This is a genomic window from Streptomyces sp. NRRL WC-3626 (genome assembly GCF_000718785.1).
Classification (GTDB): Bacteria; Actinomycetota; Actinomycetes; order Streptomycetales; family Streptomycetaceae; genus Streptomyces; species Streptomyces edwardsiae.
Genome location: NZ_JOCA01000004.1, coordinates 238,902 through 265,793, shown reverse-complemented (window position 1 = coordinate 265,793; position 26,892 = coordinate 238,902). Strand labels below are relative to the sequence as shown.

General features: G+C 71.6%; 22 protein-coding genes, 1 tRNA gene and 1 riboswitch. Of the genes, 5 read left to right on the top strand and 18 right to left on the bottom strand.

Annotated elements, in window-relative coordinates; genetic code table 11:
- Nucleotides 1–201 precede the first annotated feature (201 nt).
- Together IF28_RS0108935 and IF28_RS0108930 are read left to right on the top strand one after the other, a co-directional pair.
- A complete protein-coding gene (locus IF28_RS0108935) occupies nt 202–1,422 on the top strand; it encodes an acetyl-CoA C-acetyltransferase (protein WP_030216329.1) in 1,221 nt (406 codons plus the stop codon).
- A 296-nt stretch (nt 1,423–1,718) separates the two neighbouring features.
- A complete protein-coding gene (locus IF28_RS0108930) occupies nt 1,719–2,507 on the top strand; it encodes a hypothetical protein (RefSeq protein WP_030216328.1) in 789 nt (262 codons plus the stop codon).
- A 27-nt stretch (nt 2,508–2,534) separates the two neighbouring features.
- Here the strand turns inward: IF28_RS0108930 and IF28_RS0108925 are convergent, their stop codons facing one another.
- The gene (locus tag IF28_RS0108925; protein WP_106982018.1) at nt 2,535–2,846 is read right to left on the bottom strand and encodes a hypothetical protein; all 312 of its coding nucleotides are present in this window, start codon (nt 2,844–2,846) and stop codon (nt 2,535–2,537) included.
- A 109-nt stretch (nt 2,847–2,955) separates the two neighbouring features.
- On the opposite strand from IF28_RS0108925, the gene IF28_RS0108920 reads away from it, so the two are divergent.
- Entirely contained in the window at nt 2,956–3,186 is a 231-nt protein-coding gene (locus tag IF28_RS0108920) for a DUF4287 domain-containing protein (protein ID WP_030216325.1), read from the top strand.
- 74 nt (nt 3,187–3,260) lie between these two features.
- On the opposite strand, the gene IF28_RS0108915 is transcribed toward IF28_RS0108920, so the two are convergent.
- From IF28_RS0108915 to IF28_RS0108905, 3 genes are all read right to left on the bottom strand, one after another.
- Nucleotides 3,261–4,154: a Bax inhibitor-1/YccA family membrane protein gene (locus IF28_RS0108915; protein WP_030216324.1), complete on the bottom strand. Its 894-nt coding sequence runs from the start codon at nt 4,152–4,154 to the stop codon at nt 3,261–3,263.
- Between the two features lie 198 nt (nt 4,155–4,352).
- Nucleotides 4,353–5,534, bottom strand: coding sequence for an RCC1 domain-containing protein (locus IF28_RS0108910; protein WP_030216320.1), 1,182 nt, complete (start codon nt 5,532–5,534; stop codon nt 4,353–4,355).
- A 165-nt stretch (nt 5,535–5,699) separates the two neighbouring features.
- Nucleotides 5,700–5,786 (bottom strand) — tRNA-Leu (locus tag IF28_RS0108905).
- A gap of 391 nt (nt 5,787–6,177) precedes the next feature.
- On the opposite strand from IF28_RS0108905, the gene IF28_RS0108900 reads away from it, so the two are divergent.
- Together IF28_RS0108900 and IF28_RS0108895 are read left to right on the top strand one after the other, a co-directional pair.
- Entirely contained in the window at nt 6,178–6,978 is an 801-nt protein-coding gene (locus IF28_RS0108900; RefSeq protein WP_030216318.1) for an ABC transporter ATP-binding protein, read from the top strand.
- Nucleotides 6,979–7,035: 57 nt separating this feature from the next.
- The gene (locus IF28_RS0108895) at nt 7,036–9,564 is read left to right on the top strand and encodes an ABC transporter permease (protein WP_030216316.1); all 2,529 of its coding nucleotides are present in this window, start codon (nt 7,036–7,038) and stop codon (nt 9,562–9,564) included.
- A gap of 62 nt (nt 9,565–9,626) precedes the next feature.
- Here the strand turns inward: IF28_RS0108895 and IF28_RS0108890 are convergent, their stop codons facing one another.
- From IF28_RS0108890 to IF28_RS0108825, 14 genes are all read right to left on the bottom strand, one after another.
- Entirely contained in the window at nt 9,627–10,925 is a 1,299-nt protein-coding gene (locus IF28_RS0108890) for an SAM-dependent methyltransferase (RefSeq protein ID WP_030216313.1), read from the bottom strand.
- Nucleotides 10,926–11,495: 570 nt separating this feature from the next.
- The gene (locus tag IF28_RS0108885) at nt 11,496–12,887 is read right to left on the bottom strand and encodes an NAD(P)/FAD-dependent oxidoreductase (protein WP_051713681.1); all 1,392 of its coding nucleotides are present in this window, start codon (nt 12,885–12,887) and stop codon (nt 11,496–11,498) included.
- A gap of 444 nt (nt 12,888–13,331) precedes the next feature.
- Complete coding sequence (locus IF28_RS0108880) at nt 13,332–14,273, bottom strand: Ppx/GppA phosphatase family protein (protein ID WP_030216311.1); 942 nt, start codon at nt 14,271–14,273, stop codon at nt 13,332–13,334.
- Nucleotides 14,270–14,803 (bottom strand): DUF501 domain-containing protein, encoded by a 534-nt coding sequence (locus tag IF28_RS0108875; RefSeq protein ID WP_030216309.1) that lies wholly within the window; start codon nt 14,801–14,803, stop codon nt 14,270–14,272. The genes IF28_RS0108880 and IF28_RS0108875 overlap by 4 nt, the downstream gene beginning before the upstream one ends.
- A 30-nt stretch (nt 14,804–14,833) precedes the next feature.
- Nucleotides 14,834–15,310: an FtsB family cell division protein gene (locus IF28_RS0108870; protein ID WP_030216307.1), complete on the bottom strand. Its 477-nt coding sequence runs from the start codon at nt 15,308–15,310 to the stop codon at nt 14,834–14,836.
- A 101-nt stretch (nt 15,311–15,411) separates the two neighbouring features.
- Entirely contained in the window at nt 15,412–16,692 is a 1,281-nt protein-coding gene (gene eno / locus IF28_RS0108865) for a phosphopyruvate hydratase (RefSeq protein ID WP_030216305.1), read from the bottom strand.
- A gap of 248 nt (nt 16,693–16,940) precedes the next feature.
- Nucleotides 16,941–17,660 carry a transglycosylase family protein gene (locus tag IF28_RS0108860; RefSeq protein ID WP_030216303.1) on the bottom strand — a complete coding sequence of 240 codons (720 nt, stop codon included), beginning with the start codon at nt 17,658–17,660 and terminating at the stop codon, nt 16,941–16,943.
- Between the two features lie 3 nt (nt 17,661–17,663).
- Nucleotides 17,664–17,833: riboswitch (cyclic di-AMP (ydaO/yuaA leader) on the bottom strand.
- 238 nt (nt 17,834–18,071) lie between these two features.
- Nucleotides 18,072–18,995, bottom strand: coding sequence for a transglycosylase family protein (locus tag IF28_RS0108855; protein ID WP_037892862.1), 924 nt, complete (start codon nt 18,993–18,995; stop codon nt 18,072–18,074).
- Between the two features lie 202 nt (nt 18,996–19,197).
- A complete protein-coding gene (locus IF28_RS0108850; RefSeq protein WP_030216299.1) occupies nt 19,198–20,460 on the bottom strand; it encodes a cytochrome P450 family protein in 1,263 nt (420 codons plus the stop codon).
- A gap of 119 nt (nt 20,461–20,579) precedes the next feature.
- Entirely contained in the window at nt 20,580–21,554 is a 975-nt protein-coding gene (locus IF28_RS0108845; protein WP_030216297.1) for a nucleoside triphosphate pyrophosphohydrolase, read from the bottom strand.
- 36 nt (nt 21,555–21,590) lie between these two features.
- Nucleotides 21,591–22,232, bottom strand: a complete 642-nt coding sequence (locus tag IF28_RS0108840; protein WP_030216295.1) for a SurA N-terminal domain-containing protein — start codon at nt 22,230–22,232, stop codon at nt 21,591–21,593.
- Between the two features lie 153 nt (nt 22,233–22,385).
- Nucleotides 22,386–23,879, bottom strand: a complete 1,494-nt coding sequence (locus IF28_RS0108835; RefSeq protein ID WP_267883053.1) for a serine/threonine-protein kinase — start codon at nt 23,877–23,879, stop codon at nt 22,386–22,388.
- Between the two features lie 38 nt (nt 23,880–23,917).
- Nucleotides 23,918–24,535: a membrane protein gene (locus IF28_RS0108830; protein WP_030216291.1), complete on the bottom strand. Its 618-nt coding sequence runs from the start codon at nt 24,533–24,535 to the stop codon at nt 23,918–23,920.
- Nucleotides 24,536–24,735: 200 nt separating this feature from the next.
- Entirely contained in the window at nt 24,736–26,835 is a 2,100-nt protein-coding gene (locus IF28_RS0108825) for an N-6 DNA methylase (RefSeq protein ID WP_030216290.1), read from the bottom strand.
- Between the last annotated feature and the right edge of the window lie 57 nt (nt 26,836–26,892).

Genomic DNA, 26,892 nt, shown 5'->3' with positions numbered 1-26,892 from the left:
AGAGGCGGGCACGCCTGCCCGCGGAGGGGCGGGGACGCCTGCCCGCGGATCGGCGGTGGAGCGAAAAGCAAGCGCTTAGACAGTTGCGGTCCATGTCACATCGCGTCACCCGTGACCCCGTCCATACGTACGGGTAACTTCCCAAGGAGCCCGCACCAACTCCCGGTATGACCGCCCGCCACCCCTTCCCATGGAGCCGTGATGCCCGAAGCCGTGATCGTTTCCGCCGCCCGCTCCCCCATCGGCCGTGCCTTCAAGGGCTCGCTCAAGGACCTGCGTCCGGACGACCTGACCGCCACGATCATCCAGGCCGCCCTCGCCAAGGTCCCCGGGCTGGACCCGAGGGACATCGACGACCTGATGCTCGGCTGCGGCCTCCCCGGCGGCGAGCAGGGCAACAACCTCGGCCGTGTCGTCGCCGTGCAGATGGGCATGGACCATCTCCCCGGCTGCACCATCACCCGCTACTGCTCGTCCTCCCTGCAGACCTCCCGCATGGCCCTGCATGCCATCAAGGCCGGCGAGGGCGATGTGTTCATCTCGGCCGGCGTCGAGACGGTCTCCCGTTTCACCAAGGGCAACTCCGACAGCCTCCCGGACACCCGCAACCCCCTGTTCGCCGAGGCCGAGGCCCGTACCGCCGCCGTCGCCGAGTCGGCGGGCTCGTCCTGGCACGACCCGCGCGAGGACGGCCTCGTCCCCGACCCGTACATCGCGATGGGCCAGACCGCGGAGAACCTGGCCCGCCTCAAGGGCGTCACCCGCCAGGACATGGACGAGTTCGGCGTCCGTTCGCAGAACCTCGCCGAGGAAGCCATCAAGAACGGCTTCTGGGAGCGCGAGATCACCCCGGTGACGCTCCCCGACGGCACGGTCGTGAGCAAGGACGACGGCCCGCGCGCCGGCGTCACTCTGGAGGGCGTCCAGGGCCTCAAGCCGGTCTTCCGCCCGGACGGCCTGGTCACCGCCGGCAACTGCTGCCCGCTCAACGACGGCGCCGCCGCACTCGTCATCATGAGCGACACCAAGGCCCGCGAGTTGGGCCTCACCCCGCTCGCCCGGATCGTCTCCACCGGTGTCTCCGGCCTCTCCCCCGAGATCATGGGCCTCGGCCCGGTCGAGGCGAGCAAGCAGGCGCTGGGCCGGGCCGGTCTGTCGATCGACGACATCGACCTGGTCGAGATCAACGAGGCGTTCGCCGCCCAGGTGATCCCCTCCTACCGCGACCTCGGCATCCCGCTGGAGAAGCTGAACGTCAACGGCGGCGCGATCGCGGTCGGCCACCCCTTCGGCATGACCGGCGCCCGCATCACCGGCACGCTCATCAACTCCCTCCAGTTCCACGACAAGCAGTTCGGTCTGGAGACGATGTGCGTCGGCGGCGGCCAGGGCATGGCGATGGTCATCGAACGCCTCAGCTGACGCCCCACCCGAAACCGGCACCGAACGCCGTACGGTAGCCGCCGCGCCACATGCGGTGATACCGGGGCCCGGGCCTCCGGAACCTCCGGGGTCCGGGCCGATTCGTGATCCAATCTCCCCCAGGATGTGACCTATCTCCCTCGCGGCGGGGATTCACGCAGGTCAGGACCGACCCCCTCCCGGGCGTATCCCCAAAGACCTGTCCGTTTCGTGACGTTACGCACTGACAGATGGTTAGTCCACCCTTCAAGCTGATGTAGGAAGTCGGGGGTCGACTTTGAACCGGGAGTACGTCAGTGAGCGCCATGCCGATCGCCCTGCTGGTCACCACGGCCGCCACCGGAGCCGTGGGCGTCGCCGTGCTGCGCAGCATCCTGGTGCTGCGCCGGCAGGTGGCGGCGCTGCACGCCGCCCTGGACGAGAACCGCGCCGCGGCCACGTACGCGCACGTCCCCTCGGCCCGCACGGCCGGCACGGCCGGCACTGAGGAGATACGCGCCGCCGTGGCGGAGGCGCTCGCCGAGGAGCGGGAGCGCGAGCTCGCGGAGGCGCGGGCCTTCTGGGCCGCCCAGGAGGCGCGTGACGCGTCCGACCACCCCTCCCTGCTGGGTCTGGCCGACAGCGAGCTGTTCCTGCCCCGGCAGGCCGATTTCGCGGGTCTGGAGCCGGTCACCGAACCGGGCGCGGACACCGAGGAGCACTCCGGTGACTCCCCGGAGCTGGCCGCGGCCCGCCGCCGTCACCCCTCGCACCCCGACTTCGTACCGAACCCCTCGCCGGTGGTGAACGACCACGAGCGCACGGTGACCACCCTGGAGGAGCTGGCCGCCGCCCGGACCGAGCTGACCGACGTCCGTCCGGGACCGCTGGGCACCCTCGACGTCTATGTCTTCGCCGACGGGACGACCCTGTGCATGACGCCGGGCCACCGTGAGACGGCGGAGCGCCTGGCCGCGGCCCTGCGCGCGGGCGAGACCCCGTTCCTGCTGGGCGGTTCCGGCATCTCGGGCGCGTACACGCTGACGTTCTCCTGCGGCGAGGAGAACGTCTACATCCTGGCGGACCGCGTCATCGCGTCGCTCTAGCCGACGAAGCGTCCGCACCCCGGCGCTCTACACCCCGGCACGCTCGCGTGCCTCCTCCACCAGCCGTACGGCCTCCCGCACCTCGTCGTCGTTCTTCAGTACGAGCGCCAGGTCGTGGCCGGCGACGGTGATCTGGTCGGCGGCGGCGAACATGCCCGCGTCGGGCATCTCTCGGGGTTCGGTGCCCGGCTCCTCGACGAGCTGGGTGCGCCGCGCCAAGTCCCTGGCCAGGGCGAGCGCTTCGGCCGCCCCGCCCCGCTGGAGCCGGCTCTGCGGCGCGGCCCGCAGACGGTCGGCGAAATGATCCACGGCACGGGTGAAGGGCGTCGTATCAACCACGCGGCGAGCGTACGCGGCGCGGCAGGACTGTTGCCAACGGGCGAACGCTCAGGCACGGTGACCTGAAGGACCGGCTTACGGCTTACATCCCCTGCGTCCGGAGGCGCCGATGTCCCACGTCCTCTCCGAGGAGACCCATCGCAACATGCTCGCCCGCATTCCCCACTGCACCGGTCGTGAGATCTCCGACTGGCTGCGCACCGTCGAAGAAGGCCCCTCGCTCTTCCGCTTCGAGGACAAGGTCAGCTGGCTCCGGCACGAGTACGACCTGGCGTACGGCCACGCCAAGGCGATCGTGCACGAGTACGACCTGCGGCGGGCCGCACGCAAACTCCTGTGACGCGTGCGGACACGGCGAAGGGCCCCGGGTGCGAACCCGGGGCCCTTCGTCCGTACGGCCGGTGACTACCGGAGTCAGTCGCTGCTGTTGAGGATCGAGATGATCCGCAGGAACTCCATGTAGATCCACACCAGCGTCAGCGTGAGGCCGAAGGCGGCGAGCCATGCCTCCTCGCGCGGGGCACCGTAGGCGATGCCGTCCTCGACCTGCTTGAAGTCCAGGGCGAGGAAGCAGGCACCGAGGATGATGCCGATGACGCCGAAGACGATGCCGAGCGGGCCGCTGCGGAAGCCGAGGCCGTCACCGCCGCCGAACACGGCGAACAGCAGGTTCACGGCCATCAGCAGGATGAAGCCGAGCGCGGCCGCCATCACGAAGCCGTAGAAGCGGCGGTTGACGCGGATCCAGCCCGCCCTGTACGCCACCAGCACACCGGCGAAGACCGCCATGGTGCCGATCACCGCCTGCATGGCCGCACCGTCGGCGATGCGGTTGTCGACGATGCTGGAGATCACGCCGAGGAAGACACCCTCGAACGCGGCGTACGTCAGGATCAGCGCGGGCGAGGCCTTGCGCTTGAAGGACTGCACGAACGCCAGGACCATGCCGATCAGCGCGGCACCGATGCCGATGCCGTAGGACCGGCTGATGTTGGCGTCGTCGACCGGCAGCAGCGCCCAGGAGAGCGCGGCCGTGACGATGAGCACACCGAGCGTGGTGCCCGTGCGCATGATGACGTCGTCGATGGTCATCCGGCCGGTGGTGGCCGGTGCCTGCGGCGGAGTGCCGTACTGCAGGTCCTGCTGCGCGTAAGGGTTCTGGGCGTACGGGTTGCCCGTCGGCTGCGCGTACGGGTTGGCCTGCGTGGCGACAGCGGGACCCCCGGCCTGCGGCGCGGTGTTGAAGCCCGCGTAGCCGTTGTCGCGGCTGAACCCCCGTCGCGAGAAGACCGGGTTTCTGCTCCTCATTTCACTCCTCCATGGCCACACGGCGTGGCCTTGGCTCAAGAGTAATAGGTAGGCAAAGGAATGACCCTACTGCTTAGGAAGGATCTTTCCCTCGTTGTGCTGCCCAACACGCTACGCGGCCGGGTGATTCCCTTCGCCGTGCGGCACCGAACCATGACCGACCCGGTACCTGCCCGGAACCCGCCGGAGATCATCCGTTCACCTCGCGCCGACGATCGCGTGGTGGCCCGAGACGTCCAGGGCGGGCCCGGGGAGCGGGATGCGGACCGGCCGGGCGGTCCGCGGGGCGTGGTCGCCGAGCGTCAGCCCCGAGCCCCAGGCCCACAGTCCGCCGGAGGTGTCGATGGCGTACCCGGTGAGCCCGTGGGCCGCGATCCGGCGGATCTCGGGCAGCCCCTCCACCCGGACCGGCCGTGCGGAGGTGTGGTCCGAGCGGTCACCGTCGCCGAGGGCGCCGCTCGCGCCCCGTCCCCAGGCCCGTACGGTGCCGTCCCGGCCGAGGGCGTAGGCGACGTCCGATCCGCCGGCCACCTGGACGACGTCCGTCAGCCCCCTGACGAGCACGGGGCGCCCCGACTGGCCGCCGCGGGGCTCCACGCCGAGGAGTCCGTGCGCGTTGCCGCCCCAGGCGCAGACCCGGCCGTCCGCCGTCGCGGCGACCACGGCCCCGCCGGCCGACGCCACGTCGAAGACGCCCCTCACCCCGTCGATCGTGGTGAGCCGGGTGCCGTCACGGTCGCCGAGGACGTCGGTCAGGTTGATGCCCCAGCCGAGGACCCGGCCGTCGCCGCGCAGCGCGAACGCGTTGAGGGAGCCGGGCCCCATGGCGGCGACGCCCCTCACCCCCGGCACCCGCTCCGGCGTGGCCACCCCGTCGTACCCCTCGCGCTTGCCGCCCTTGACCAGGAACCGGTCCGAGCCCCACGCCGCCACGGTGCCGTCGCGCAGCACCACGTAGAAGGTGGGCCCGCTGCCGTAGACCGCGTGCGCGGGCCCGATCCCGGTGATCCGGCGGGGCTCGGCGAGGTAGTGGCGCTCACGCGATCCGTGACCGAGGGAGCCGTCGACGTTGGTGCCGTACGACCACACGGTGCCGTCGCTCCGTACGGCGACCAGGGTGTGGCCGCCGTCGGCGATGGACACGACGTCGGTCAGCCCCGGCACGGCGCCTTCCCCGGGCGTGCCCTCGGGAGCCTGGAAGAGCGGCGCCCAGGCCCACACGGTCCCGGCCGGCCGGTCCTCCTCCCGCGCGGGCCGCGCGGAGCCCTCCTCGGGGCACCCGGGCGCCTTCAGCACGGCCAGATCCGCCTTGCCGCACCCGGCCAGCGACACCACGGCGGCTCCCGCGACCGCCACCCGCAACCAGAAACCCCCGGCCATACGGCACCCCCGCCGACGAAGCGAACCTCTCACTCCGTCCACGGTGCCGATCACGGGCCGAGCCCGGTATACGCGCTCCTGCTCAACCCCTGAGTACGCGCACTCAGAAACACGGCCGGCGGCAGGGGAGAGCGGGCCCTCCGGCAGGTCGGGCCGAGTACGTGGTGGTGCCCGGAGCCGGACTTGAACCGGCACGCCCGCTCAGGGGCAGCGAGGTTTAAGCTCGCCGTGTCTGCTTTCCACCATCCGGGCAGGCCATGGGCTCCGCTTCGAGCGTCCCGAGCCTATCGGTGGCCCTCCCGCGAGCAGCGGCGGGATGGGCCGATCTTGTCTTGTTTTATTGGCGCCTGAGGGAGCATCAGCCGCGGGAATGCGCCGTCAGCACGTGCCACCAGCTTCTCGTGTGACGATCCGTCATGCACGTGAAATGACGGAATTTCACCGTCCGGACAAGGGCGCTCCACCCGTTCCCGCGCGCCCCCGGCTCAGGGGCCCCCGTCATCCTGAGGTATGACGCCGCGCCCGGCGGTCCCTCCCCAGTCGCCCCCCGGAACGGGAGCAGCGGCTGACTACACGGCGGCGGGCGGACGGAACGATGGTGACTGTCCCCGAGAACACGTCGTCCCGACAGGAGTGCCATCCCGTGACCACCGCATCCCTCGCCGACCGGACCACCGCCGTGGCCGCGCGCGCCACGGAGCTTTCTAAGATCTACGGCCAGGGCGAGACCCAGGTGGTCGCCCTGGACCGGGTCTCCATCGCCTTCCAGCAGGCCGAGCTCACCGCCATCATGGGCCCGTCCGGTTCCGGCAAGTCCACGCTGATGCACTGCGTGGCCGGCCTCGACAGCTTCTCCTCCGGGTCCGTACGCATCGGGGAGACCGAGCTGGGTTCGCTGAAGGACAAGCAGCTGACCAGGCTGCGCCGGGACAAGATCGGCTTCATCTTCCAGGCGTTCAACCTGCTGCCGACGCTGTCCGCGCTGGAGAACATCACCCTCCCGATGGACATCGCGGGCCGTAAGCCGGACAAGCAGTGGCTGGACACCGTGATCAGGATGGTCGGGCTGTCGGACCGGCTGAGCCACCGGCCCTCGCAGCTGTCCGGCGGTCAGCAGCAGCGGGTCGCCGTGGCGCGGGCGCTGGCCTCCCGGCCCGACATCATCTTCGGCGACGAGCCCACCGGAAACCTCGACTCCCGCTCCGGCGCCGAGGTGCTGGGCTTCCTGCGCAACTCCGTGCGCGAGCTGGGGCAGACGGTGGTCATGGTGACGCACGACCCGGTCGCCGCCGCCTACGCGGACCGTGTGGTCTTCCTCGCGGACGGCCGCATCGTCGACGAGGTGTACGGGCCGACGGCCGACCTTGTACTCGACCGCATGCGGAATCTTCCTGGGGGGAACCCCCAGACCCCCGAGTTCGACGCCAAGGGCCGCACCAGCTGACTCGCCCGCGTCCTCCGCCCGCCCCTCCTCCATACGTCTGGACTCGAGAAGACTCCCATGTTCCGTACCGCCTTGCGCAACGTCTCCGCGCACAAGGCCCGGCTCCTGATGACCGTGCTCGCCGTGATGCTCGGCGTGGCCTTCGTGTCGGGGACCCTGGTCTTCACCAACAGCCTCTCCGGCGCCCTGCAGAACCAGTCCGCCAAGGGCTTCGACCACGTCGACGTCGCCGTCACGGCCCAGTGGAAGGAGGCCGAGGGCGACAGGGTCGGCGAGTACCCGGAGCTGACCCGCGAACTGGTCGACGAGAGCGCCGCCGTCCCCGGCGCCGCCCGGGCCATCGGCACCGTCCAGGGCTTCACCGCGATCGCCGGCAAGGACGGCAAGCTGATCGGCGACGGCTTCCAGTCGCAGGGCGGCAACTACTGGGGCGACAAGGACCCCCGCTACCCGCTGACCGACGGGCGCGCGCCGAAGGGCGAGGGCGAGATCCTCATCGACTCCGAGACCGCGAAGCGGGCCGGCTACAAGGTCGGCGACACCGTGCGGATGTCGGTCGACGGTCCCGTCCTGGAGCCGGTGATCACCGGCGTCTTCACCACCGACGACGGCAACGTCGCGGCGGGCGGCAGCCTCACCCTGTTCGACACGGCGAGCGCGCAGAAGCTGTTCGGCAAGCCGGGCACCTTCGACGAGATCGCCGTGAAGGCGAAGGCCGGCGTCAGCGACACCGAGCTCCGGGCCCAGCTGGAGAAGGCGCTGCCCTCCGACGTCGTGGAGACCACGACGGGCACGGAGCTCGCCGACGACCAGGCGGAGGCGATCGCCGCCTCGATGAGCGGCCTGAAGCAGGGGCTGCTGGTCTTCGCCGGGATCTCGCTGTTCGTCGGTACGTTCATCATCGCCAACACCTTCACCATGCTGGTCGCCCAGCGCACCAAGGAACTGGCCCTGATGCGCGCGGTCGGCGCGTCCCGCCGTCAGGTGACGCGGTCGGTGCTGATCGAGGCGTTCGTGGTCGGCGCGGTCGCCGCCGTCGCCGGACTGGTCGCCGGTGTCGGCATCGGCGCGGGTCTGCGCTCGCTGATGGGGGCGCTGGACGCGCCCATGCCCGACGGACCGCTGGTGATCAGCTCGGGCACGGTCGGCTCCGCGTTCGCGGTCGGCATCCTGGTGACCATGCTCGCCGCGTGGCTGCCCGGCCGCCGGGCCGCGAAGATCCCGCCGGTGGCGGCGATGAGCGCGCTGCACGCGCAGGCGACCACCAAGTCGCTGGTGCTGCGCAACACGCTGGGCGCGCTGTTCTCGGCGGCCGGTGTCGCGGTGGTCCTCGCGGCCACGACGATGGACGGCTCCGACGGCCAGGCCCCGATGGGGCTCGGCGCCGTACTGCTGATCATCGGTGTCTTCATCCTGACCCCGCTGCTGTCCCGTCCGCTGATCGCGGCCGCGGGCCCGGTGCTGCGCGTCTTCGGGGTGTCGGGCAAGCTCGCCCGGCAGAACTCGGTGCGCAATCCGCGCCGTACCGCCGCCACCGCGTCCGCGCTGATGATCGGGCTCACCCTGATCACCGGGATGACGGTGATGGCCGGCAGTCTGCAGAAGTCCATCGACAAGATGGCCGCGTCCGCGATCAAGGCGGACTACATGGTGTCCATGGCGAACGGCCACCCGCTGTCGCCGGACGTCGAGAAGAAGCTGAAGGGGGCCGGCGACGTCACCGCGACCAGTCCGATGCGCAACGCGGACGCCCGGATCGACGGTGAGACCGAGTACCTGACCGGTGTGAACGGCGCCACGTTCGGCGACCTGACCGACTTCCCGGTCGTCCAGGGCTCCTTCGAGATCGGCGGCACCCGGGTCGTCGTGGACGAGGACGTCGCGAAGTCGTACGGCTGGAAGGCAGGTTCGGCGTTCACCGTCGCCTACGGGGACGGCGAGAAGCAGAAGCTCACGGTCTCCGGGGTCTACGAGGCCAACGAGCTGATGCGCGGCATCATGATCGACACCGCGACCCTGGACCCGCACGAGTCGGAACCGGCCGACATGATGGTCATGGTGAAGACCGCCGACGGCACGTCGGACGCCGTGAAGGACTCCCTGGAGAAGGCCCTCGGCAGCAACCCCGCGATCAGGGTCCAGGACAAGCAGGACCTCTCCAACGAGGTCGCGAAGATGTTCACCCTGATCCTGAACATGGTCTACGGCCTGCTGGCGATGGCGGTGATCGTGGCGGTCATCGGTGTCATCAACACCCTGGCGATGTCGGTGTTCGAGCGCTCCCAGGAGATCGGCATGCTGCGGGCGATCGGCCTGGACCGCAAGGGCGTCAAGCGGATGGTCCGGCTGGAGTCCCTGGTGATCTCGCTGTTCGGCGGGGTGCTCGGCCTCGGTCTGGGCGTGTTCTTCGGCTGGGCGGCCGGTGAACTCGTGGGCGCGCGGATGGCGACGTACGAACTGGTCCTGCCGTGGCAGCGGATGGGGATCTTCCTGCTGCTGGCCGCGGTGGTCGGTGTGCTGGCGGCGCTGTGGCCGGCGCGGCGGGCGGCCCGGCTGAACATGCTGCAGGCGATCAAGGCCGAGTAGCGTCCCGGCTCACGACGACGGGCCCCGCTCCGGGTGGAGCGGGGCCCGTCGTCGTGAGCGGGTCAGTTCCAGGTGCGGGCCCGCAGGGGGAGGCCGGAGGTGCCGGGCTCGGGGGTTCTGACGGCGAGGACCTGGTTGACGCCGATGCGGTTGCGTTCGAAGGCGAGGGCGGACGCGGCCATGTACAGCAGCCAGACCCGGGCCCTTCCCGGACCGGCGAGCGACACCGCCCGGTCCCAGCCGTCCGTCAGGTTCTCCACCCAGCGGCGCAGGGTGAGCGCGTAGTGCTCGCGGATCGACTCGACGTCGCGCACCTCGAAACCGGAACGTTCCAGCAGGGACACCGTGGTGCCCAGCGGGGCGAGTTCACCGTCGGGGAAGACGTAGGCGTCGATGAAGGAGTCCACCCGGTACGACGTCTCGTCCCGCTGCGGGCGGCGCGCGATCTGGTGGTTCAGCAGCCGTCCGCCGGGCTTGAGCAGCCGGTGCAGGGCGGTGGCGTACTCCAGGTAGCGCTCGGAGCCGACGTGTTCGGCCATACCGATGGAGGACACGGCGTCGTACGGTCCGTCGGACACGTCCCGGTAGTCCTGTACGCGGATGTCGACGCGGTCGGTCAGTCCCTCGTCGGCGACGCGCTTACGGGCGTACGCGGCCTGTTCCCGGGAGAGGGTCACGCCGACCACGCTCACGCCGTGGTCGCGGGCGGCGTGGATGGCCATGGAGCCCCAGCCGCAGCCGACGTCCAGCAGGCGCTGACCGGGCCGCAGGGCGAGCTTGCGGGCGACGAGTTCGAGCTTGTCGTGCTGGGCCTGTTCGAGGGTGCCCGGCGGGGGCGGGGCGGGCCAGTAGGCGCAGGAGTACACCATGGACGGGCCGAGGACGATCTCGTAGAAGTCGTTGCCGACGTCGTAGTGGTGGCTGATGGCCCGCCGGTCGCTGTGCTTGGTGTGCAGTCCGCGGCGGGGACGGCGGACCTCCTCGGGGGGCGGGGCGGGCGGCAGCGGGGGTCCGGCGAGGGCGAGGAGTCCGCGGGCGGCGGAACGGAACGCCGGGTCGCGCAGGGCCTGGGCGAGGGTACGGGCGTCCTCACCGCGCTCCCAGACGAGGCCGGCGAGCGCGTCGAGGGCGGCGTAGAGGTCGCCCTCGACCGTCAGGTCGCCGGCCACCCAGGCACGCGCGAGACCGAGTTCGCCCGGCTTCCGGAGCAGGTGGCGCAGGGCCCGGCGGTTGCGTACGACGAGGATGGGGGCGTCCGGGGGGCCGGCCTGTGATCCGTCCCAGGCGCGGACACGGACGGAGAGGGGGGCGCCGATCAACTGTTCGACGTGGCCTTTCAGCCGCGAGGCGACGTCCGGCATGGTGTGTACACCTCCGTGACGGGGAATCCCGGAATGTCATTTCCCACGTAAACACCAGGGACGGGCGTTGGCAGTCCCCGCCGCGCGTCATGACTGAGCAAAACGCTCAATAGCACGCTCCCGGAGTCCCCTTCGAGGCCCCGCCTCACGCTTCCCGGGACGGCCCGCACCCGGCAGGCCCCCTCCGGGGCCCACTCACCCACCCACCGGACTCGGGACTCGAGAGGTCACCCCCCGAGGGCTCCGCCCCTGCCCCCGTGGGACCCCTGCGGGGCCCACTCGCCCACCCACCCGTCCGGCTCGGAGCCGAGAAGTCACCGGTTGGGGGATTCGCTTCCGGTCCTCCCGGGAGGATCCCGCCTCACCCGGCCCGCCTCTTCATCCACCCCGGGGCCCGGCGCCGCGCCAGGGTGCCTTCTCGGTGACCGAGTCGGGTGGTGGGTGAGCGTGGGGCGGAGCCCCCTGGGGCTGGAACCCGGGCGCCCCCTTCGCCCCCTCGGCAACGCCGAAGGGGCCGCCCGCACCACGGATGGCGGGCGGCCCCTTCGGGCAGTCACAGGTGACCGTAGGTCAGGAAGCCTTCGCTTCCGTCTTCTTCGGCTCCGACGCGGCAGCCACCGGCGCCGGCGCCGGCTTCGCCGCCTCGTAGAACTCCTCACGCGGCGACTGGATCGCGCCCAGCGACACGACCTCGCGCTTGAGGAACATGCCGAGGGTCCAGTCGGCGAAGACGCGGATCTTGCGGTTGAAGGTCGGCATCGCCATGCCGTGGTACGCCCGGTGCATGTACCAGGCCAGCCGCCCCTTCAGCTTGATCTTCATCTTGCCGACGACGATCATCGCCACGCCCTTGTGCAGGCCGAGGCCCGCCACCGCGCCCTTGTTGGCGTGGCTGTACTCCTTCTGCGGGAAGCCCCGCATGCCGGAGACCACGTTGTCGCCGAGGACCTTGGCCTGGCGCAGCGCGTGCTGGGCGTTCGGCGGGCACCAGGCGTTCTCGTTGCCGGCCTTGCGGCCCACGAGGTCCGGAACCTGGGCGTTGTCGCCCGCGGCCCAGATGTAGTCGGTGCCGGTGACCTGGAGGGTGGGCTGGGTGTCGACGTGGCCGCGCGGACCGAGCGGCAGGCCGAAGCGGGACAGCGCCGGGTTCGGCTTGACGCCCGCCGTCCACACGATGGTGTTGGAGTCGACCTCGAGGCCGTTCTTCAGCACCACGTGGCCGTCGACGCAGGAGTCCATCGACGTGGACAGGTAGACCTCGACGCCGCGGCTCTCGAGGTGCTCCTTGCCGTACGCGCCGAGCTTGGGGCCGACCTCGGGGAGGATCTTGTCGGCGGCGTCGACGAGGACGAAGCGCATGTCCTCGCGGGAGACCGTCTTGTAGTACTTGGCCGCGTCCCGGGCCATGTCCTCGACCTCACCGATCGTCTCCGCGCCGGCGAAGCCGCCGCCGATGAAGACGAACGTGAGCGCCTTGCGCCGGATCTCCTCGTCCGTGGTGGAGTCCGCCTTGTCGAGCTGCTCGAGGACGTGGTTGCGCAGGCCGATGGCCTCCTCGACGCCCTTCATGCCGATGCCCTGCTCCGCGAGGCCGGGGATCGGGAAGGTCCGGGAGACCGCGCCGAGCGCGATCACCAGGTAGTCGAAGGGCAGGTCGTACGCGTCACCGACCAGCGGCGCGATCGTCGCGACCTTGCGGTCCTGGTCGATGGTGGTGACCCGGCCGGTGAGAACCTCCGCCTTGGGCAGCACGCGTCGCAGCGGGACGACGACATGCCGGGGGGAGATGTTGCCGGCGGCGGTTTCGGGGAGGAAGGGCTGGTAGGTCATGTACGACCGCGGGTCGACGACGGTGACGGTCGCCTCGCCGTAACGCATCTTCTTCTGGATGCGCCGAGCTGCGTACAGGCCTACGTACCCACCGCCTACTACGAGGATCCTGGGACGCTCCGTGGTGCTCATGCCATCGAGTATCCACCCGTCTCGGGGGGGTACCTCGTGCGCCCCTTCACAAGCTTCGACAGGGCTCGTGTTACCATCCCGCATTTCTTGATCCAGATCACGTCGCGAAATGGGAACCGGCACCCCGCGGCAGACGTTGTCAATGGCGCGTGAGCTGCCTCTCTGCCGTTACGAGCACACCGTGAGGCCGACCGCCGAAGCCCTGGCGACGACCCCCGCCAGGGTGCCCCCCATCACCTTCTGAACGTGTTCAAAGGGGCGTTGGGGGCCCGAATGGGTCAACCGAACCGGGTTCTTCGCCCTCCCGGGCCCATTTCCTTGTGAAGAACTTCACGAACTTTCCCGGCGGGCCCCCGCCGGGGGGCCGCGAAGACCCCCGGGGACCCTGCTCAAACGCTATCCCGACTGCTCAGCGGAGTGCTACCCGCCGGTAGCAAGGGAGACCTACGCCACCGACCAGGCGATGCCGTCGAGGATGTCGTGCTCCGAGACCACGACCTCCTCCGCGCCGACCCGTTCCATGATCGCCAGCAGCACCAGGGCGCCCGAGCCGATCACGTCGACGCGGCCCGGGTGCATGGAGGGGATCGTCGCGCGTTCGGCGTGGGTGGAGCGCAGCAGGTGGCCGGTGATCTCCCGGACGCGGGTACGGGTGACGCGGGAGTGGTGGATGGCCTCGGAGTCGTACTCGGGGAGGTCCTGGGCGATCGCCGACACGGTCGTCACCGAGCCGGCCAGGCCGACCAGGGTGTGCGCCTCGCGCAGCGGTACGGTCTCCTCGGCCCGGTCCAGGGCGGCCTCGATGTCGGCGCGCATCGCCGCGATCTGTGCCTCGGTGGGCGGGTCCGTCACGGCCCCGTCGCGCACCAGGTGCCGCTCGGTCATCCGTACGCAGCCGACGTCCACGGAACGGGCGGCACGCACCCGGTCCTCACCCACCACGAACTCGGTCGAGCCGCCGCCGATGTCCACGACGAGGAAGGGGCGGCGCAGATCGGTCCGCCCGGTCAGCTCCTTGGTGGCGCCGGTGAAGGAGAACTCGGCCTCCTGGTCACCGGTGATGACCTCGGGCTCCACGCCCAGGATGTCCAGCACCCCGCGCACGAACTCGTCGCGGTTCTCGGCGTCGCGGGAGGCGGAGGTGGCGACGAACCGCAGACGCTCCGCGCCGTGCTCCTTGATGATCTCCGCGTACTCACGGCAGGCGGCGAAGGTCCGCTCCAGCGCCTCGGGCGCCAGCCGGCCCGTCCGGTCCACACCCTGACCCAGCCGTACGATCGTCATACGGCGGTCCAGCTCGGTCAGTTCACCGGTCTTCGGGTCCGCGTCAGCGACCAGCAGCCGGATGGAGTTCGTACCGCAGTCGACGGCGGCGACCCGGGTCATCGGTCCTCCTCCTTCGCGGGCAGTGTCACGCAGGCGCCCTTGCGCCACCACTCGGGCAGCATCGCCAGCGCCTCGTCGCCCAGCGGGTTGACGCCGGGTCCGGCGGCCAGCGAGTGGGCGACCAGGACGTGGAGGCACTTCACGCGGTCCGGCATGCCGCCCGCGCTGGGGAAGTTCTTCAGCTCCTCGATCTCGTCGCGGCGCCGGATGTAGTCCTCGTGCGCGGCGCGGTACGCGGCCGCCAGTTCCGGGTCGGCGGCCAGCCGCTCGGTCATCTCCTTCATCACGCCGTTGGCCTCCAGCGTCCCGATCGCGGAGTTCGCCTTCGGGCAGGTGAGGTAGTACAGCGTGGGGAAGGGGGTGCCGTCGGGCAGCCTCGGCGCGGTCTCCACGACGTCCGGCTGCCCGCAGGGGCAGCGGTGCGCGATGGCGCGCAGCCCGCGCGGGGGCCGCCCGAGCTGCTGCTTGAAGGCCTCGACGTCCGCGTCGGTGGGCTCGGTGCGGGGGGTCGTGGGCGGGGGCGTTTCCATACGTGTCTTTCTACGGCTTTCTGCAAAGGGTCACTGGGCGGCGGCGTCGGCCTTGTCGACGCCGTCCCAGACGTTCGCGTACCAGGGGCGGTCGGCGGCCTCGAGGTCCGTGCGGGACTGCTTCGCCGCACCCGGGTCGATGACGATGTAGCCGGTCTCGCCGGGCAGGACGTAGTGCAGCCGGCGGCGGATCTCCTGCTCGGCGTAGGCGTCGTCCTGCCAGCGCGCCTTCATGTCGCGCAGCCGTTCGACCCGCTCACGGGCCTCGTCCTGCTCCTGCCGGAGGTCGGCGATGTCCGCGCGCTGGGAGACGTACTGCCGCATGGGATAGGCGAGGGCCACGATCAGTGAGCAGAGCACCAGGGCGAGCAGGGCCGCCCGGCCGGTCAGCCGGGAGCGGCGGGCCTGGCGTTTGGTCTGCGAGCGGTAGACCCGGGCGGCGGTCTGCTCACCGATCAGCCGGATCCTGGTCGCGGTGGAGAAACGGTCCCGGTCCTTGACCGCCATGGTCCCGCCTCTCGTTCACCGTCCTACGCGCGTACGTCCCCGCACACGGTACGGGACCGGGTACGGGGACGTACGTACGACGCTGCCTACGCGGCGAGCGCTCAGCCCTTGAAGCGGGGGAAGGCGCTGCGGCCGGCGTACACCGCCGCGTCGTCGAGGATCTCCTCGATGCGCAGCAGCTGGTTGTACTTGGCGACGCGCTCGGAGCGGGCCGGGGCGCCGGTCTTGATCTGGCCGCAGTTGGTGGCGACGGCCAGGTCGGCGATGGTGACGTCCTCGGTCTCGCCGGAGCGGTGCGACATCATGCACTTGAAGCCGTTGCGCTGGGCCAGCTCGACGGCGTCCAGGGTCTCGGTCAGCGAGCCGATCTGGTTGACCTTGACCAGCAGGGCGTTGGCGGCGCCCTCCTCGATACCGCGGGCGAGGCGCTCGGGGTTGGTGACGAAGAGGTCGTCACCGACGATCTGGACCTTGTCACCGAGCTTGTCGGTGAGGACCTTCCAGCCGTCCCAGTCGTCCTCGAACAGCGGGTCCTCGATGGAGACGAGCGGGTACGCCTCGACGAGCTCGGCGTAGTACTCGGTCATCTCGGCGGCGGAGCGCTCCTTGCCCTCGAAGGTGTAGGAGCCGTCCTTGTAGAACTCGGACGCGGCGACGTCGAGCGCCAGGGCGATCTGCTCGCCCGGGGTGTAGCCGGCCTCCTTGACGGCCTCGAGGATGAGGTCGAGGGCCTCACGGTTGGAGCCGAGGTTGGGGGCGAAGCCGCCCTCGTCGCCGAGGCCGGTGGCCAGACCCTTGCTCTTCAGCACCTTCTTGAGGGTGTGGTAGACCTCGGTGCCCCAGCGCAGGGCCTCGGAGAAGGACTCCGCGCCGATCGGGGCGATCATGAACTCCTGGATGTCCACGTTGGAGTCGGCGTGCGAGCCGCCGTTCAGGATGTTCATCATCGGCACCGGCAGCAGGTGCGCGTTGGGGCCGCCCAGGTAGCGGAAGAGCGGCAGGTCGCTGGCCTCGGAGGCGGCGTGGGCGACGGCGAGGGAGACACCGAGGATGGCGTTGGCGCCGAGCGAGCCCTTGTTGTCGGTGGCGTCCAGGTCGAACATGGCCTGGTCGATCAGCCGCTGCTCGGTGGCGTCGTAGCCGACGAGCTCCGGGCCGATCTGCTCGATGACCGCGAGGACGGCCTTCTCGACACCCTTGCCGAGGTAGCGGTTCGGGTCACCGTCACGGAGTTCGATGGCCTCGAAGGCACCGGTGGAGGCGCCGGACGGGACGGCGGCACGACCCGTGCTGCCGTCGTCGAGGCCTACCTCGACCTCGACCGTGGGGTTGCCTCGGGAGTCCAGGATTTCCCGGGCTACGACGACGTCGATGGACGGCACGAGCATCTCCTTCAATGAATGCGACGCGGGTGAGCGGGACCCCGAGGGGTCCTGCGAGACCGAGCCTAACCGGCTCCGGGCGATCGGCCAGCCGGTCGCCCGTCCCGTGGACAGAACCGAGAGTAAATTGTTTCCGAACGGAACAAAGAGGTTTCGGGAAACCGGCCGTGAAAAGACCCCGCCCCGGTGCGTACGGGGGAGGACGCACCGGGGCGGGGAGCCGTGCGGGGAAACCGTGGGGAAGCCGCTTACTTGAGGTGCAGCTGCTGGCCCGGGTAGATGAGGTCGGCGTCGTCGACGATGTCGTCGTTCAGGTCGAAGAGCTTGGCCCAGCCGCCCTTGACGTCGTGCTCGGCGGCGATGGAGCTGAGGCTGTCGCCCTTGACGACCTTGTACTCGCCGTCGCCCTTCTCGACCTTCTTGCCGGTCGGGGTGGTGACGGTCTTCTTCTCGGCCTTCGGCGCGGCCTTGGGCTCGGCCTGCTTCTCGGCGGCCGGGCGCTCGGCGGAGCGGGAGGCCTTCTGCTCGGTCCGGCCGCTCTCGGTGGAGCCGCCGCTCTGCGAGGAGCCCTCGGAGGAGGAGCCGCCGGAGTAGGCGGCGTTGGACAGGCCCACACCGCAGACCGGCCAGGCGCCCTTGCCCTGGCCCGCCAGGACCTTCTCGGCGATCTGGATCTGCTGGGCCTTGCTCGCCTGGTTGGCGGTGGACGCGTACTGCGTACCGCCGTAGGCGGCCCAGGTGGAGGCGGAGAACTGCAGACCGCCGTAGTAACCGTTGCCGGTGTTGATGGACCAGTTGCCGCCGGACTCGCACTGGGCGACGGTGTCCCACTCGGCGGCGGTGGCGGCGGAGGCGTTGCCGGCCGCCATCAGCGGGGCGGCGACGGCGGCGGAGGCGACACCGGCGACGGCGATCGCGCGGGTGGCCTTGGACGGACGGCGGTGCTTGCCCTTACCGGAAAACAGCATGGAGGATCCCCTCACCGACGCCTGCGAGGTGAGCTGTCGGGTTCGGGCCGGTTGAGTTGCCCGGCCACGTCCCTCCCGGGACGCGGCTTCACCCCAAGCCGTATCCGGCGTCAACTGCCCGGATCCGGCGCCTACCTTGGGTCCCCCGCTCCTGCCTACGGCGCATGACGCGTCGACTGTTCCCGTGCTGCCACTGGCAGGATTCGGCGTGGCGGCAGCCGGGGCCCGCGGTGGCGAGCGGTCACGACCGTAGGCACGGGATTCGCGGAATATCAAAGACGATCACGGCTTCTGAGACCTATCTCTCACAGCCTTTAAATCGGACATTCGGTGCGAACCATGACGCCAACTGCCGCCACGTCCAAGCGTTTTCAGGTGTCGCTTTCCGACCGGTTCATCCCCGGCGGGAGGCTACTGACCTGATGTGACGCCACTGACGAGGTGGTCGTCCATTCCGTAGAGCGCACCCCATCCGCCGCCCACCTCAAGGGAGTCGGGAATGGACGGGGAACCACCCTCGTCGCTCGCGGCGGGCGCCTCGGCGACCGTGCCGCCCCAGGCGTTGAGTCCGCCGGAGGCGTGCCGGCCGGACGGCGCCGCTTCCGTCTTGTCCTCGTCGGCACTGGCGCCGCGGTGACGGCCGGTACCGTCGCCCGCCGAAGCGTCGGCGTTCTGCCGGGACTTGTCCGACGTGCCGCCCTTGGCGTCCGCCGAGGCGGAGGGGGAGGTGTCGGGGGTCCCGGCCGTCTCCTTGCCCTTACCGCTGTCCGATTCGGTGGACTTGCCGGAATCGGCCGAATCCTCCCCCAGAAGGTCGAGGCCCGTCCCGGTGCTCGCGCTCGACGACGGGGAGGAGGAGGGGGAAGGAGAGGAGGAGGACGATCCACTGGAGTCGGACGAGTCGGACGTGCCCGATGCCGAGTCGTCGCCCACGCCCGTGTCGACGTCGGCCGCCGGCGCGTCCTTGTCCAGGCCCGCGAGCAGCCCGCAGGTACGCCAGGCGCCGACGCCCTGGTCGTCGAGGATCTTCTCGGCCACGGCTATCTGCTGACCGCGGCTGGCCTGGTCGGGACTGGAGGCGTAGTCCAGGCCGCCGTACTTCTCCCAGTCCGTCTGGGTCAGCTGCAGGCCGCCGTAGTAGCCGTTGCCCGAGTTCTGGCTCCAGGAGCCGCCGCTCTCGCACTCGGCCACCTTGTCCCAGTTGAGACCGTCGGCCGCGCTGGCGGAGCCCGCGCCGAGGAGCGGAATGGCGATGGCGGAGCCGGTCACTCCGGCTGCGACGAGGAGGGCCGGAGCCTGGCGGGGGCGGCGGTGCCGACCGTTCCCGGAGAGCATACGGATGACCTTTCGCGAGACAGCAATGACCGGCGCGGTGTGTGGAGTGGAGCTCGGACAACCGCACTTGATGGGTGAACGTATCCGCACTCGATCACTTGTCACAAGTTAATGCCGCACAGATCACGTGAAGATCACAGAGTTGAAGGAGTGTCATGTTTGAGTTGACCCGGCCCAGGGCACGGAAAGGACGTTTGATCCGTCACTTTCGCGGGGGCGTGAATTCCACCGGGAGCGTGCGCAGTCCGCGCATGATGAGCCCGCCCCGCCAGCGCAGTTCGGCGGGTTCCGCCGCGAGCCGCAGATCCGGCAGCCGGGTCAGCAGGGTGGCGAGCGCGGTCTGGCCCTCCAGGCGGGCCAGCGGGGCACCCAGACAGTAGTGGATGCCGTGGCCGTATCCCAGATGCTGGTTGTCGCGCCGTCCGAGGTCGAGCACGTCCGGGTCGGCGAACCGCTCCGGGTCCCGGTCGGCGGCGGCGAGTACGACGAGGACGGGGTCGCCGGCCGCGATGCGCTGCCCGCCGAGGGTGACGGGTTCGGTGGCGTACCGCCAGGTGGCGAGTTCCACGGGGCCGTCGTAGCGCAGGAGTTCCTCGACCCCGGTCTCCAGCAGTCCGCGCTCCCCCGCGGCGAGGGACCGTTGCAGGCGCTCGCGCTGGCCGGGGTGGGTGAGCAGGGCGTAGGTGCCGTTGCCGATGAGGTTGACGGTCGTCTCGAAACCGGCGAACAGCAGGATGAACGCCATGGCGGCGGCCTCGTTCTCGGTGAGGTGCTCACCGTGGTCAAAGGCGCGGATGAGGCCGGAGATCAGGTCCTCGCCGGGGGCGGGGTCGGCGGGCAGTGCCTCGCGCTTGCGGTGGATCAGCTCGGCGAGATAGCCGCGCATCTTCTTCACGGAGCGGGCGACTCCGCCGCGCGGGCCCCCGCCGTGACGGATCATCATGCCGGCCCAGTCCCGGAAGTCGTCCTGGTCCTCGCGCGGGACGCCGAGCAGGTCGCAGATGGCGTAGATGGGGAGGGGGAAGGCGAAGTCGTGGATGAGGTCGGCGGAGCCGCTGTCCGCGAACCGGCCGATGAGGTCGTCGGTGAGCTCCTGCACACGCGGGGCGAACTCGGCGACCCGGCGCGGGGTGAACGCCTTGCTGACCAGCCGGCGCAGGCGGGTGTGGTCCGGGGGGTCGATGTTGAGCAGATGCGTCATCAGGTCGGCCTGGCGCTCACCGGGGATGCCGGTCTTGCCCTTGGCGTGCGCGGGCTCGTCGTGATGCGCGGGGTTCTTGGACAGCCGCCCGTCGGCGAGGGCCTGCTTGGCGTCGGAGTACCGCGTCACCAGCCACGCCTCGACCCCGCTGGGCAACCGGGTCTTCCGCACGGGCGCGTGCGTACGGAGCCAGGCGTAGGCGGGGTAGGGATCGGCGGCGAACTCCCAGGTGAAGAGTTCGGGGGCGGCGGGGTGCTCGGACATGCGGCGACCCTATAAGGGGCTCGGCCCTCTTCGAGGGGCGCGGGGAACTGCGCGAACGGGGGTCTGGGGGCGGAGCCCCCAGGGAGGGGACGGGAAGGGGCGGCGGGGGCGGGACGCCCTCAGCCCAGCCCCTCCGCGGAGCGGATCGTGTCGCGGTAGGTCCGGGCCGCCGCCCGCAGCGCCGCCTCCGGATCGCCCCCCTCCGCCTCCGCCCGCACCGCCAGCCGCAGCAGCTCGTACCCGATGCCGTCGCCCACCGGAAGGGCGGCGGAAACACCCCCCGTGCGGACGCGGGACGCCAGCTTCGCGGCGAGGGCGAGGGCGGGCTGGCCGAGGGGGACGCCGTCGGTCACGGACTCGCGCCGCTTCTCGACCGCCTTGGTGCGCAGCCAGTGTTCCTTGACGTCCTCGGGGGTCTCGGCCGTCTCGTCCCCGAAGACATGCGGATGCCGGTGGATCAGCTTCGCCACGATCCCGCCCGCCACGTCATCGACGGAGAACGGCTCCTCCGCGTGCTCCTCCGCGATCCGCGCGTGGAACACGACCTGGAGCAGCACATCCCCCAGCTCCTCCCGCAGCTCCCCCCGGTCCCCCTCCTCGATCGCCTCGACGAGCTCGTACGCCTCCTCGATGCCGTACTTCGCGAGGCCCGCGTGGGTCTGCCGGGACGACCACGGGCACTCCACGCGGATACGGTCCATGACCTGCACGAGGTCGAGCAGCCGCGCGCCCGGCAGATCGTAGGAGGCGGGCAGCAGCTCCAGCTCGGGCATCCGCACCCTGCCGGAGCCGGCCAGCCGCGCCAGCCCGTCGGTGAGGGCCGGCTCGCCCTCCCCCGTCGCGACGACGACCACGGTCCGCCCGCCGGCGCAGGCGTCGACGATCTCCTCGGCGGTCGGCGCGGTCTCCTCGACCGGTATCCCCGCCTCCCGCAGATACGGCAGCTGCGGATGCGCGCCGTCCGCGCACAGCACCCTGTCGGCCTCGTGCAGGACCTGCCAGGCCGGCCAGGACAGCAGTCCGGGCGCGACCCGGTGGCTGGTGGTGAGCAGGACGACTCGGCCGACGGCGGCCTCAGGGCTGGTTGCGTTCACGCTCCGAAACTAACCCACGTCACCGGCGGCCCACGGTCAGAGCGTCTGCGGCGCCCCCGCCGTGACGTCCCGTACCCACGGCGTCTTCGCGTCGACCCGGCTGCTCTTCTCGACGTCCCAGTCGCCGTAGCGCGGGTTGAGGTCGACGTCGAGCTTCCTGCTCGCCTCGGACAGCGCCTGCCAGAACTCCGGCCGGCTGGTGTCGGTGCCGAGCTGCTGGGCGAGCTTCTGGGCCTGGATCTGGATGCGGAAGTTGCCGTCGAGGCGCTGCGGCGGGATGCCGTACTGCTGCAGCCACGCGGCCTCCAGCGCCTTCGCGCCGCCGGCCTGCTGCTCGAGGCCGGTCCGCATCTGCTGCACCTCGCGGTCCGAGACGGTCACGCCCGCGTCCCGCGCGGCGCGTTCCAGCACCCGGTCGAGGACCATGCCGTGCAGGGTGTCGCGGGTGAGGCTGCCGGTGCGGGCGATGGCCTGCTGGTACTGGGCGTCGTCGGGTACGGCCGCCCGCTGGGCCGCGCGGATCTCGCCGACCCGGTTCTCCAGCTGCGACACGGTGATCCGCTCGCCGCCGACGACGGCTGCCGCACCCGGGTGGGCGTCGTTGCCGCAGGCGGTGAGGAGGGGCGCTGCGGCGATCGCGGCGGTGAGGAGGAGCGCGGTGCGACGACGGCGGTGCAAGGAGACCTCCTGAGGAGAGCTTGTGCGGCGGTGCACAAAGTCTTGCGGTGATCGATGGTAGGCATCGGCCAAGCTCTGGCCAACCCATTCGACCAACGATTCACAAGGAGTTCCGGCACCGGCTCCCGCGCCGTCCGGTGCGACGGCCCGCCGTCAGCGCACCTGTCCGAGCCATTGCAGGGTCCGCCGGATGTCGGCGGCGAGCGGGTGACCGGGTCCGTGGACGCGTTCCACGTCGTGCAGCAGCCGTACCAGCGTGTCGTGGGCCGCGGCCCGGTCGCCGAGGGCGAGCAGCAGATGGCCGATGCGGCGGCGGACGTCGTGGGCGAGCTGCGGGTCGCCCGCGGCCACGTACTGGTTCTCGTAGTACGCCAGCAGCGACCGGTACTCGGCGAGCGCGGCCGCCGGTTCGCCGAGCTGCTCCAGGCACTGGGCGGCCTCGTAGCGGTAGCGCAGGGACTGCGGGTCGGCCTGGCCTGCCTCGGCGGCCCGTTCGTCGGCGAGGCGGCGCAGTTCGGGCAGGGCGCGCCGGTACTGGCCGTCGTCGAGAAGGGTGGCCGCGTACTGCTTGCGCAGGGTGCGCACGACCGGGGAGTGCTCGCCGTGCTGATCGGCGGCGACGGGCAGGATCGAGCCGAGGATGTCGACGGCCTGGGTGATGCGGCCCTCGCCGAGGAGGCGCTTCACCTCGTCCACGGCGGCGGCGACGTCGGCCTTGCCCGCCGCGGGCGCGGGCGGCGCGGCGGGGGCCGGCTGGGGCGCCGGGGTGCGGGCGCGGTCCGGCCAGGGGGCGTGGGGGCGCAGGAAGGGGCGGGTGGGGTCCAGGGGCGCGCCGGTGGGGGTGCCCCGCGCGGGGAGCAGCCGCTCCAGGTGTTCGTAGACCTCCTGCGCGGAGGCCGGGCGGTGCTGGGGGTCCTTGGCGAGCAGGTTGAGGACGAGGGTCTCCAGGGCCTCGGGGACCTCGGGGCGGATCCGGCGCACGGGCACGGGCGGTTCGTACAGGTGCCGGTGCAGCACCCCGAGGGCGGTGGAGCCGGCGAACGGCACGTCTCCGCTGAGGAGTTCGTGCATCAGCACGCCGAGCGCGTACAGGTCGGTGTACGGGCCGACCGCGCCGCCCATCGCCTGCTCGGGCGCCATGTAGGCGGGCGAGCCGATGGGGGTGCCGGTGTGGGTCAGCCGGGTGGTGTCGGCGTCCATGACGGAGGCGACGCCGAGGTCGAGCACGGTGACGGTGCCGTCCTGCTTCACCATCACGTTGCGCGGCTTGAGGTCGCGGTGGACGATCGGCACGGCGTGCACGGCGCTCAGTACGGCGCACAGCTGCGCGGCCACCGCGACCGTCCAGTGCCAGGGGTACGGGTCGTGTTCGGCGAAGTGGTCGCCGAGGTCGGCGCCGTCGACGTACTGCATGACGAGGAAGAGTTCCTCGCCCTCGCTGCCCGCGTCGTGCACGGTGACGAGGCCGGGATGGTCGACCTGGGCGGTCACCCGGCACTCGCGCACGAAGCGGCGGCGCAGTTCGTCGGCCTCCTGGCCGGCCACCTTGTCGGGGCGCAGCAGTTTCACCGCGACGCGCCGGTCCAGCCGTTTGTCGTAGGCCGTCCAGACCTGGCCCATGCCGCCCTGTCCGATGAGCGTGGACAGTTCGTAGCGGCCGGCGACGACACGACCCGTCGTCACGCTCACCGTCCGCCCTCGTGGTTGCCGTGCCGGCCGGAATCGCCGTCCTGGCGGCGCAGGTAGTCGCTGAGCTCGTCGAGTTCGGCGCGGACCTGGTCGATACGGGCCGGCCCGGGGTGCTGGGGCTGCGGCTGCGGCTGCGGCGGTACGGGGGTGGGGGGCGCGGGATGCCCCGGCACCGGTGTGGGCGTGTACGGGGAGACGGGCTGCTGGTAGCCGTACGGCGAGTGGGGGCCCTGCGTGGGCATCGTCGTGGCGTGCGGCGACGGCGGCACCGGGGCCGCGTACGGGCCGCCCGGCCGCCGGTGCAGGCGGATGTCCACGGTCAGGTAGTACGCGGACGCGCAGGCGCCGAGGATCAGTACGAGGGCCAGGGCGATGTCGGTCCGGACGTCCGACTCGGGCAGCGAACCGACCACGGCCAGGCAGGCTATCGACAGCGGGATGCTCACCCAGGCCGCCGCCCAGTCGAGCGGCCGCCCGCGCAGGAACGCGATCCGGAACAGCGGCAGGCAGGCCAGCAGCCCGCAGCACAGGACGCCGGCTGCGGCGTACAGCACGCGCTGCGTGATGACCGATGCCGCGCTGGGTGGGGGCGGCGCCGCGCCGTGGCCGTACATGACTGCTCCTGGACAGGTGTAGCCGATGGAAACTCGGTTGAGGGTCCGAGCGTATAGGCCGGGGACGACAACCGGTCCCGGGATGTACCGAACCGTTGTCGTCGGACGCCGTCCCGGAGCCGTCGCTCGGGCCCGGTCGGAGGCCCGGTCGGGAGCCCGGTCGGGGCTCGGCCGGGGCTCGGCCGGGGCTCGGCCGGGGCTCAGTCGGGGGCGATCGTCCCGTCGGTCAGGCCGTCGTACATCCCGCGGACGAGCCGCTCGCCGAGCCGGGCCGCCTGTCCGAGCGCCCGCTCGAACTCGTCCAGGGACCGGAACCGGGCGCCGTAGCGCCGCTGTTCGGGCAGGGCGAGGCGGGGCAGGCGCAGCCGGCGTACGTCGAGCCGGGTGGCGGTGGACGCGTAGCTGCTCGCCCGGCGGTTGTTGGCGGTGCCGCGCAGGAACCCGGCGACGAACCAGGGGTCGAGCGCCGCCGGATCGGGGCGCAGCAGGACGAGGTTGCGGCCGAGGGCGGCCCCTGCGGTCCTCTCGTCGACGACCCGCGCGACGGCGCCGCCGCCGAGCACCGGGACGACGACGTCACCGGGCGCGGTGAGCACCGCTTCCCCGTCGCTCTCCGGGAGCGTGCCGGAGGGTCCGGTTCCGGAGAGGACGTCGTGGTCGGTGAGAACGGGTCCGCGCGTATGCCCGCCGTGTCCGCCGGTACGCAGTGTCAGGGCGCCCGCGCGGGCGAGTTCCCCGACGGTGGTGAGGGGCAGGCGTCCGGCGGCGGGCGGTGCGGGATCGACGGGCGGCGGGGTGAGGCCGGTGGCCAGGCGCAGGGTCTCGCCGAGGCGTTCGCGTACGTCGGTGAGCCGGCCGGTGCCGTCCGTGGCGGGCGGGGGCGGGAGGTGGCGGGCCGGGGCGAGGTCGACGTCGTCGTCGAGGAGTTCGATGACGGGCACGGAGCGGGCGAGTCCGGGCCGTTCGTCGAGCCGGCCGGCCCGGTCGAAGGTACGCCAGGCGTCGAGGACGCTCTCCCGCACACCGGGCCAGTCGGGCCCGCCGCGCCCCTCCCCCGCGAACCGTCCGGCGTCGGCGAGCAGCACCTCCGGCTGCACCGGGGCGTGTTCGGGCCGGCGCAGCACCCACAGGTGCGGCGGGATGTTGTACGGGGGTGCCGCGCCGGCCGGCAGGGCGACGACGGCGCGCAGCGCGCCCCGGCGCAGCAGGTCGGCCCGGATGCGGCGGCCGGAGCGGCGGGAGGCCGCGGCGGGCGGCATCAGCAGGATGGCGGTGCCGCCGTCGCGCAGCCGGGCGAGGGCGTGCTGCACCCAGGCCAGCTCGGACTCGGTGCGGGCCGGGAAGCCGTACTCCCAGCGCGGGTCGTAGGCGAGTTCGTCGTGCCCCCAGTCGCGGTCGTTGAACGGCGGGTGGCACAGGACGGCGTCGGCCCGCAGCTCCGGGTGGGCGTCGGCGCGCAGGGTGTCGCCGGTGGCGACGTGCACGCGGGCGCGGGTGTGCAGGGCGAGGCGGAGTGCGGTGAGGGCGGCGAGCCCGGGGGTGCCGTCCTGGGCGTACAGGCGCCGGCCGGGGCCGTGGCCGGCGGCGCGCAGGAGGGCGCCGGTGCCGCAGGCCGGGTCGAGGACGGTGCGGGCGGCCGGGCCGGCCAGGGCCGCCATGAGGGCGGCGAGGCCGGCGGGGGTGGGCGGGTACGGGCGCGGGTGGGCGTCGAGGTGCCGGCCGAGGAGGAACTCGAAGGTGTGCCGGGCACCGATTTCGGCGGCGAGTTCGGCGACGGCGCGCAGCAGGGGGACGGAGGGGAGGAGCCGGGGGGCGGTGGGGGGTTCGAGGTTCACAGAACCCTCCGAGTTCACAGAGCGCTCCGAGTTCACAGGCCTCCGCGAGTTCACAGCTGAGAGGTACGCGTCGCCGAACCGGGGCGTGAGTACCCGCTCCAGCGCTCCGGGCAGCAGCGCGGCGAGGCGCTCGTCGGTGCCGGAGCCGACCTCCAGCCAGACGGGAGAGCGGTCGTGGATCAGGAGCAGGACACAGCCGGCGTGGGTGAGGGCGGTGAGCGGTCCGGCGGGGTGGCCGGCGAGCTGCTGCCAGACGCGTTCCCGCAGCGGGACCTCGGCGAGTTTGCCGTGCCGGCGCAGCCAGCCCTCCACCTCGGGGAGCGCGAAGGCGGGGCTGGTCTCGGTGCCGCCGACGGGCCGGGGGAAGTCGGTGTGCCGCCGGCGCCAGTTGCTGACGGCGGCGCGTCCGACACCGGCGAGCCGCGCGATCCCGGCGGAGGTCACTTCTGTCGCGTAGTCCTGCATGCCCGGCACCCCGCCCCGCCTTCGCCCTGTTACCTGCGCGCCTTGTGTGGCGACGAG

Excerpts from the sequence above, each read along its gene's own strand:
- IF28_RS0108850 (WP_030216299.1), bottom strand. The coding sequence starts at position 20,460 with ATGTCCGAGCACCCCGCCGCCCCCGAACTCTTCACCTGGGAGTTCGCC.
- IF28_RS0108910 (WP_030216320.1), bottom strand. The coding sequence starts at position 5,534 with ATGGCCGGGGGTTTCTGGTTGCGGGTGGCGGTCGCGGGAGCCGCCGTG.
- IF28_RS0108885 (WP_051713681.1), bottom strand. The coding sequence starts at position 12,887 with ATGAGCACCACGGAGCGTCCCAGGATCCTCGTAGTAGGCGGTGGGTAC.
- IF28_RS0108855 (WP_037892862.1), bottom strand. The coding sequence starts at position 18,995 with ATGCTCTCCGGGAACGGTCGGCACCGCCGCCCCCGCCAGGCTCCGGCC.
- IF28_RS0108895 (WP_030216316.1), top strand. The coding sequence starts at position 7,036 with ATGTTCCGTACCGCCTTGCGCAACGTCTCCGCGCACAAGGCCCGGCTC.
- IF28_RS0108860 (WP_030216303.1), bottom strand. The coding sequence starts at position 17,660 with ATGCTGTTTTCCGGTAAGGGCAAGCACCGCCGTCCGTCCAAGGCCACC.
- IF28_RS0108890 (WP_030216313.1), bottom strand. The coding sequence starts at position 10,925 with ATGCCGGACGTCGCCTCGCGGCTGAAAGGCCACGTCGAACAGTTGATC.
- IF28_RS0108830 (WP_030216291.1), bottom strand. The coding sequence starts at position 24,535 with ATGTACGGCCACGGCGCGGCGCCGCCCCCACCCAGCGCGGCATCGGTC.
- IF28_RS0108825 (WP_030216290.1), bottom strand. The coding sequence starts at position 26,835 with ATGCAGGACTACGCGACAGAAGTGACCTCCGCCGGGATCGCGCGGCTC.
- IF28_RS0108880 (WP_030216311.1), bottom strand. The coding sequence starts at position 14,273 with ATGACCCGGGTCGCCGCCGTCGACTGCGGTACGAACTCCATCCGGCTG.
- IF28_RS0108915 (WP_030216324.1), bottom strand. The coding sequence starts at position 4,154 with ATGAGGAGCAGAAACCCGGTCTTCTCGCGACGGGGGTTCAGCCGCGAC.
- IF28_RS0108875 (WP_030216309.1), bottom strand. The coding sequence starts at position 14,803 with ATGGAAACGCCCCCGCCCACGACCCCCCGCACCGAGCCCACCGACGCG.
- IF28_RS0108935 (WP_030216329.1), top strand. The coding sequence starts at position 202 with ATGCCCGAAGCCGTGATCGTTTCCGCCGCCCGCTCCCCCATCGGCCGT.
- IF28_RS0108920 (WP_030216325.1), top strand. The coding sequence starts at position 2,956 with ATGTCCCACGTCCTCTCCGAGGAGACCCATCGCAACATGCTCGCCCGC.
- IF28_RS0108870 (WP_030216307.1), bottom strand. The coding sequence starts at position 15,310 with ATGGCGGTCAAGGACCGGGACCGTTTCTCCACCGCGACCAGGATCCGG.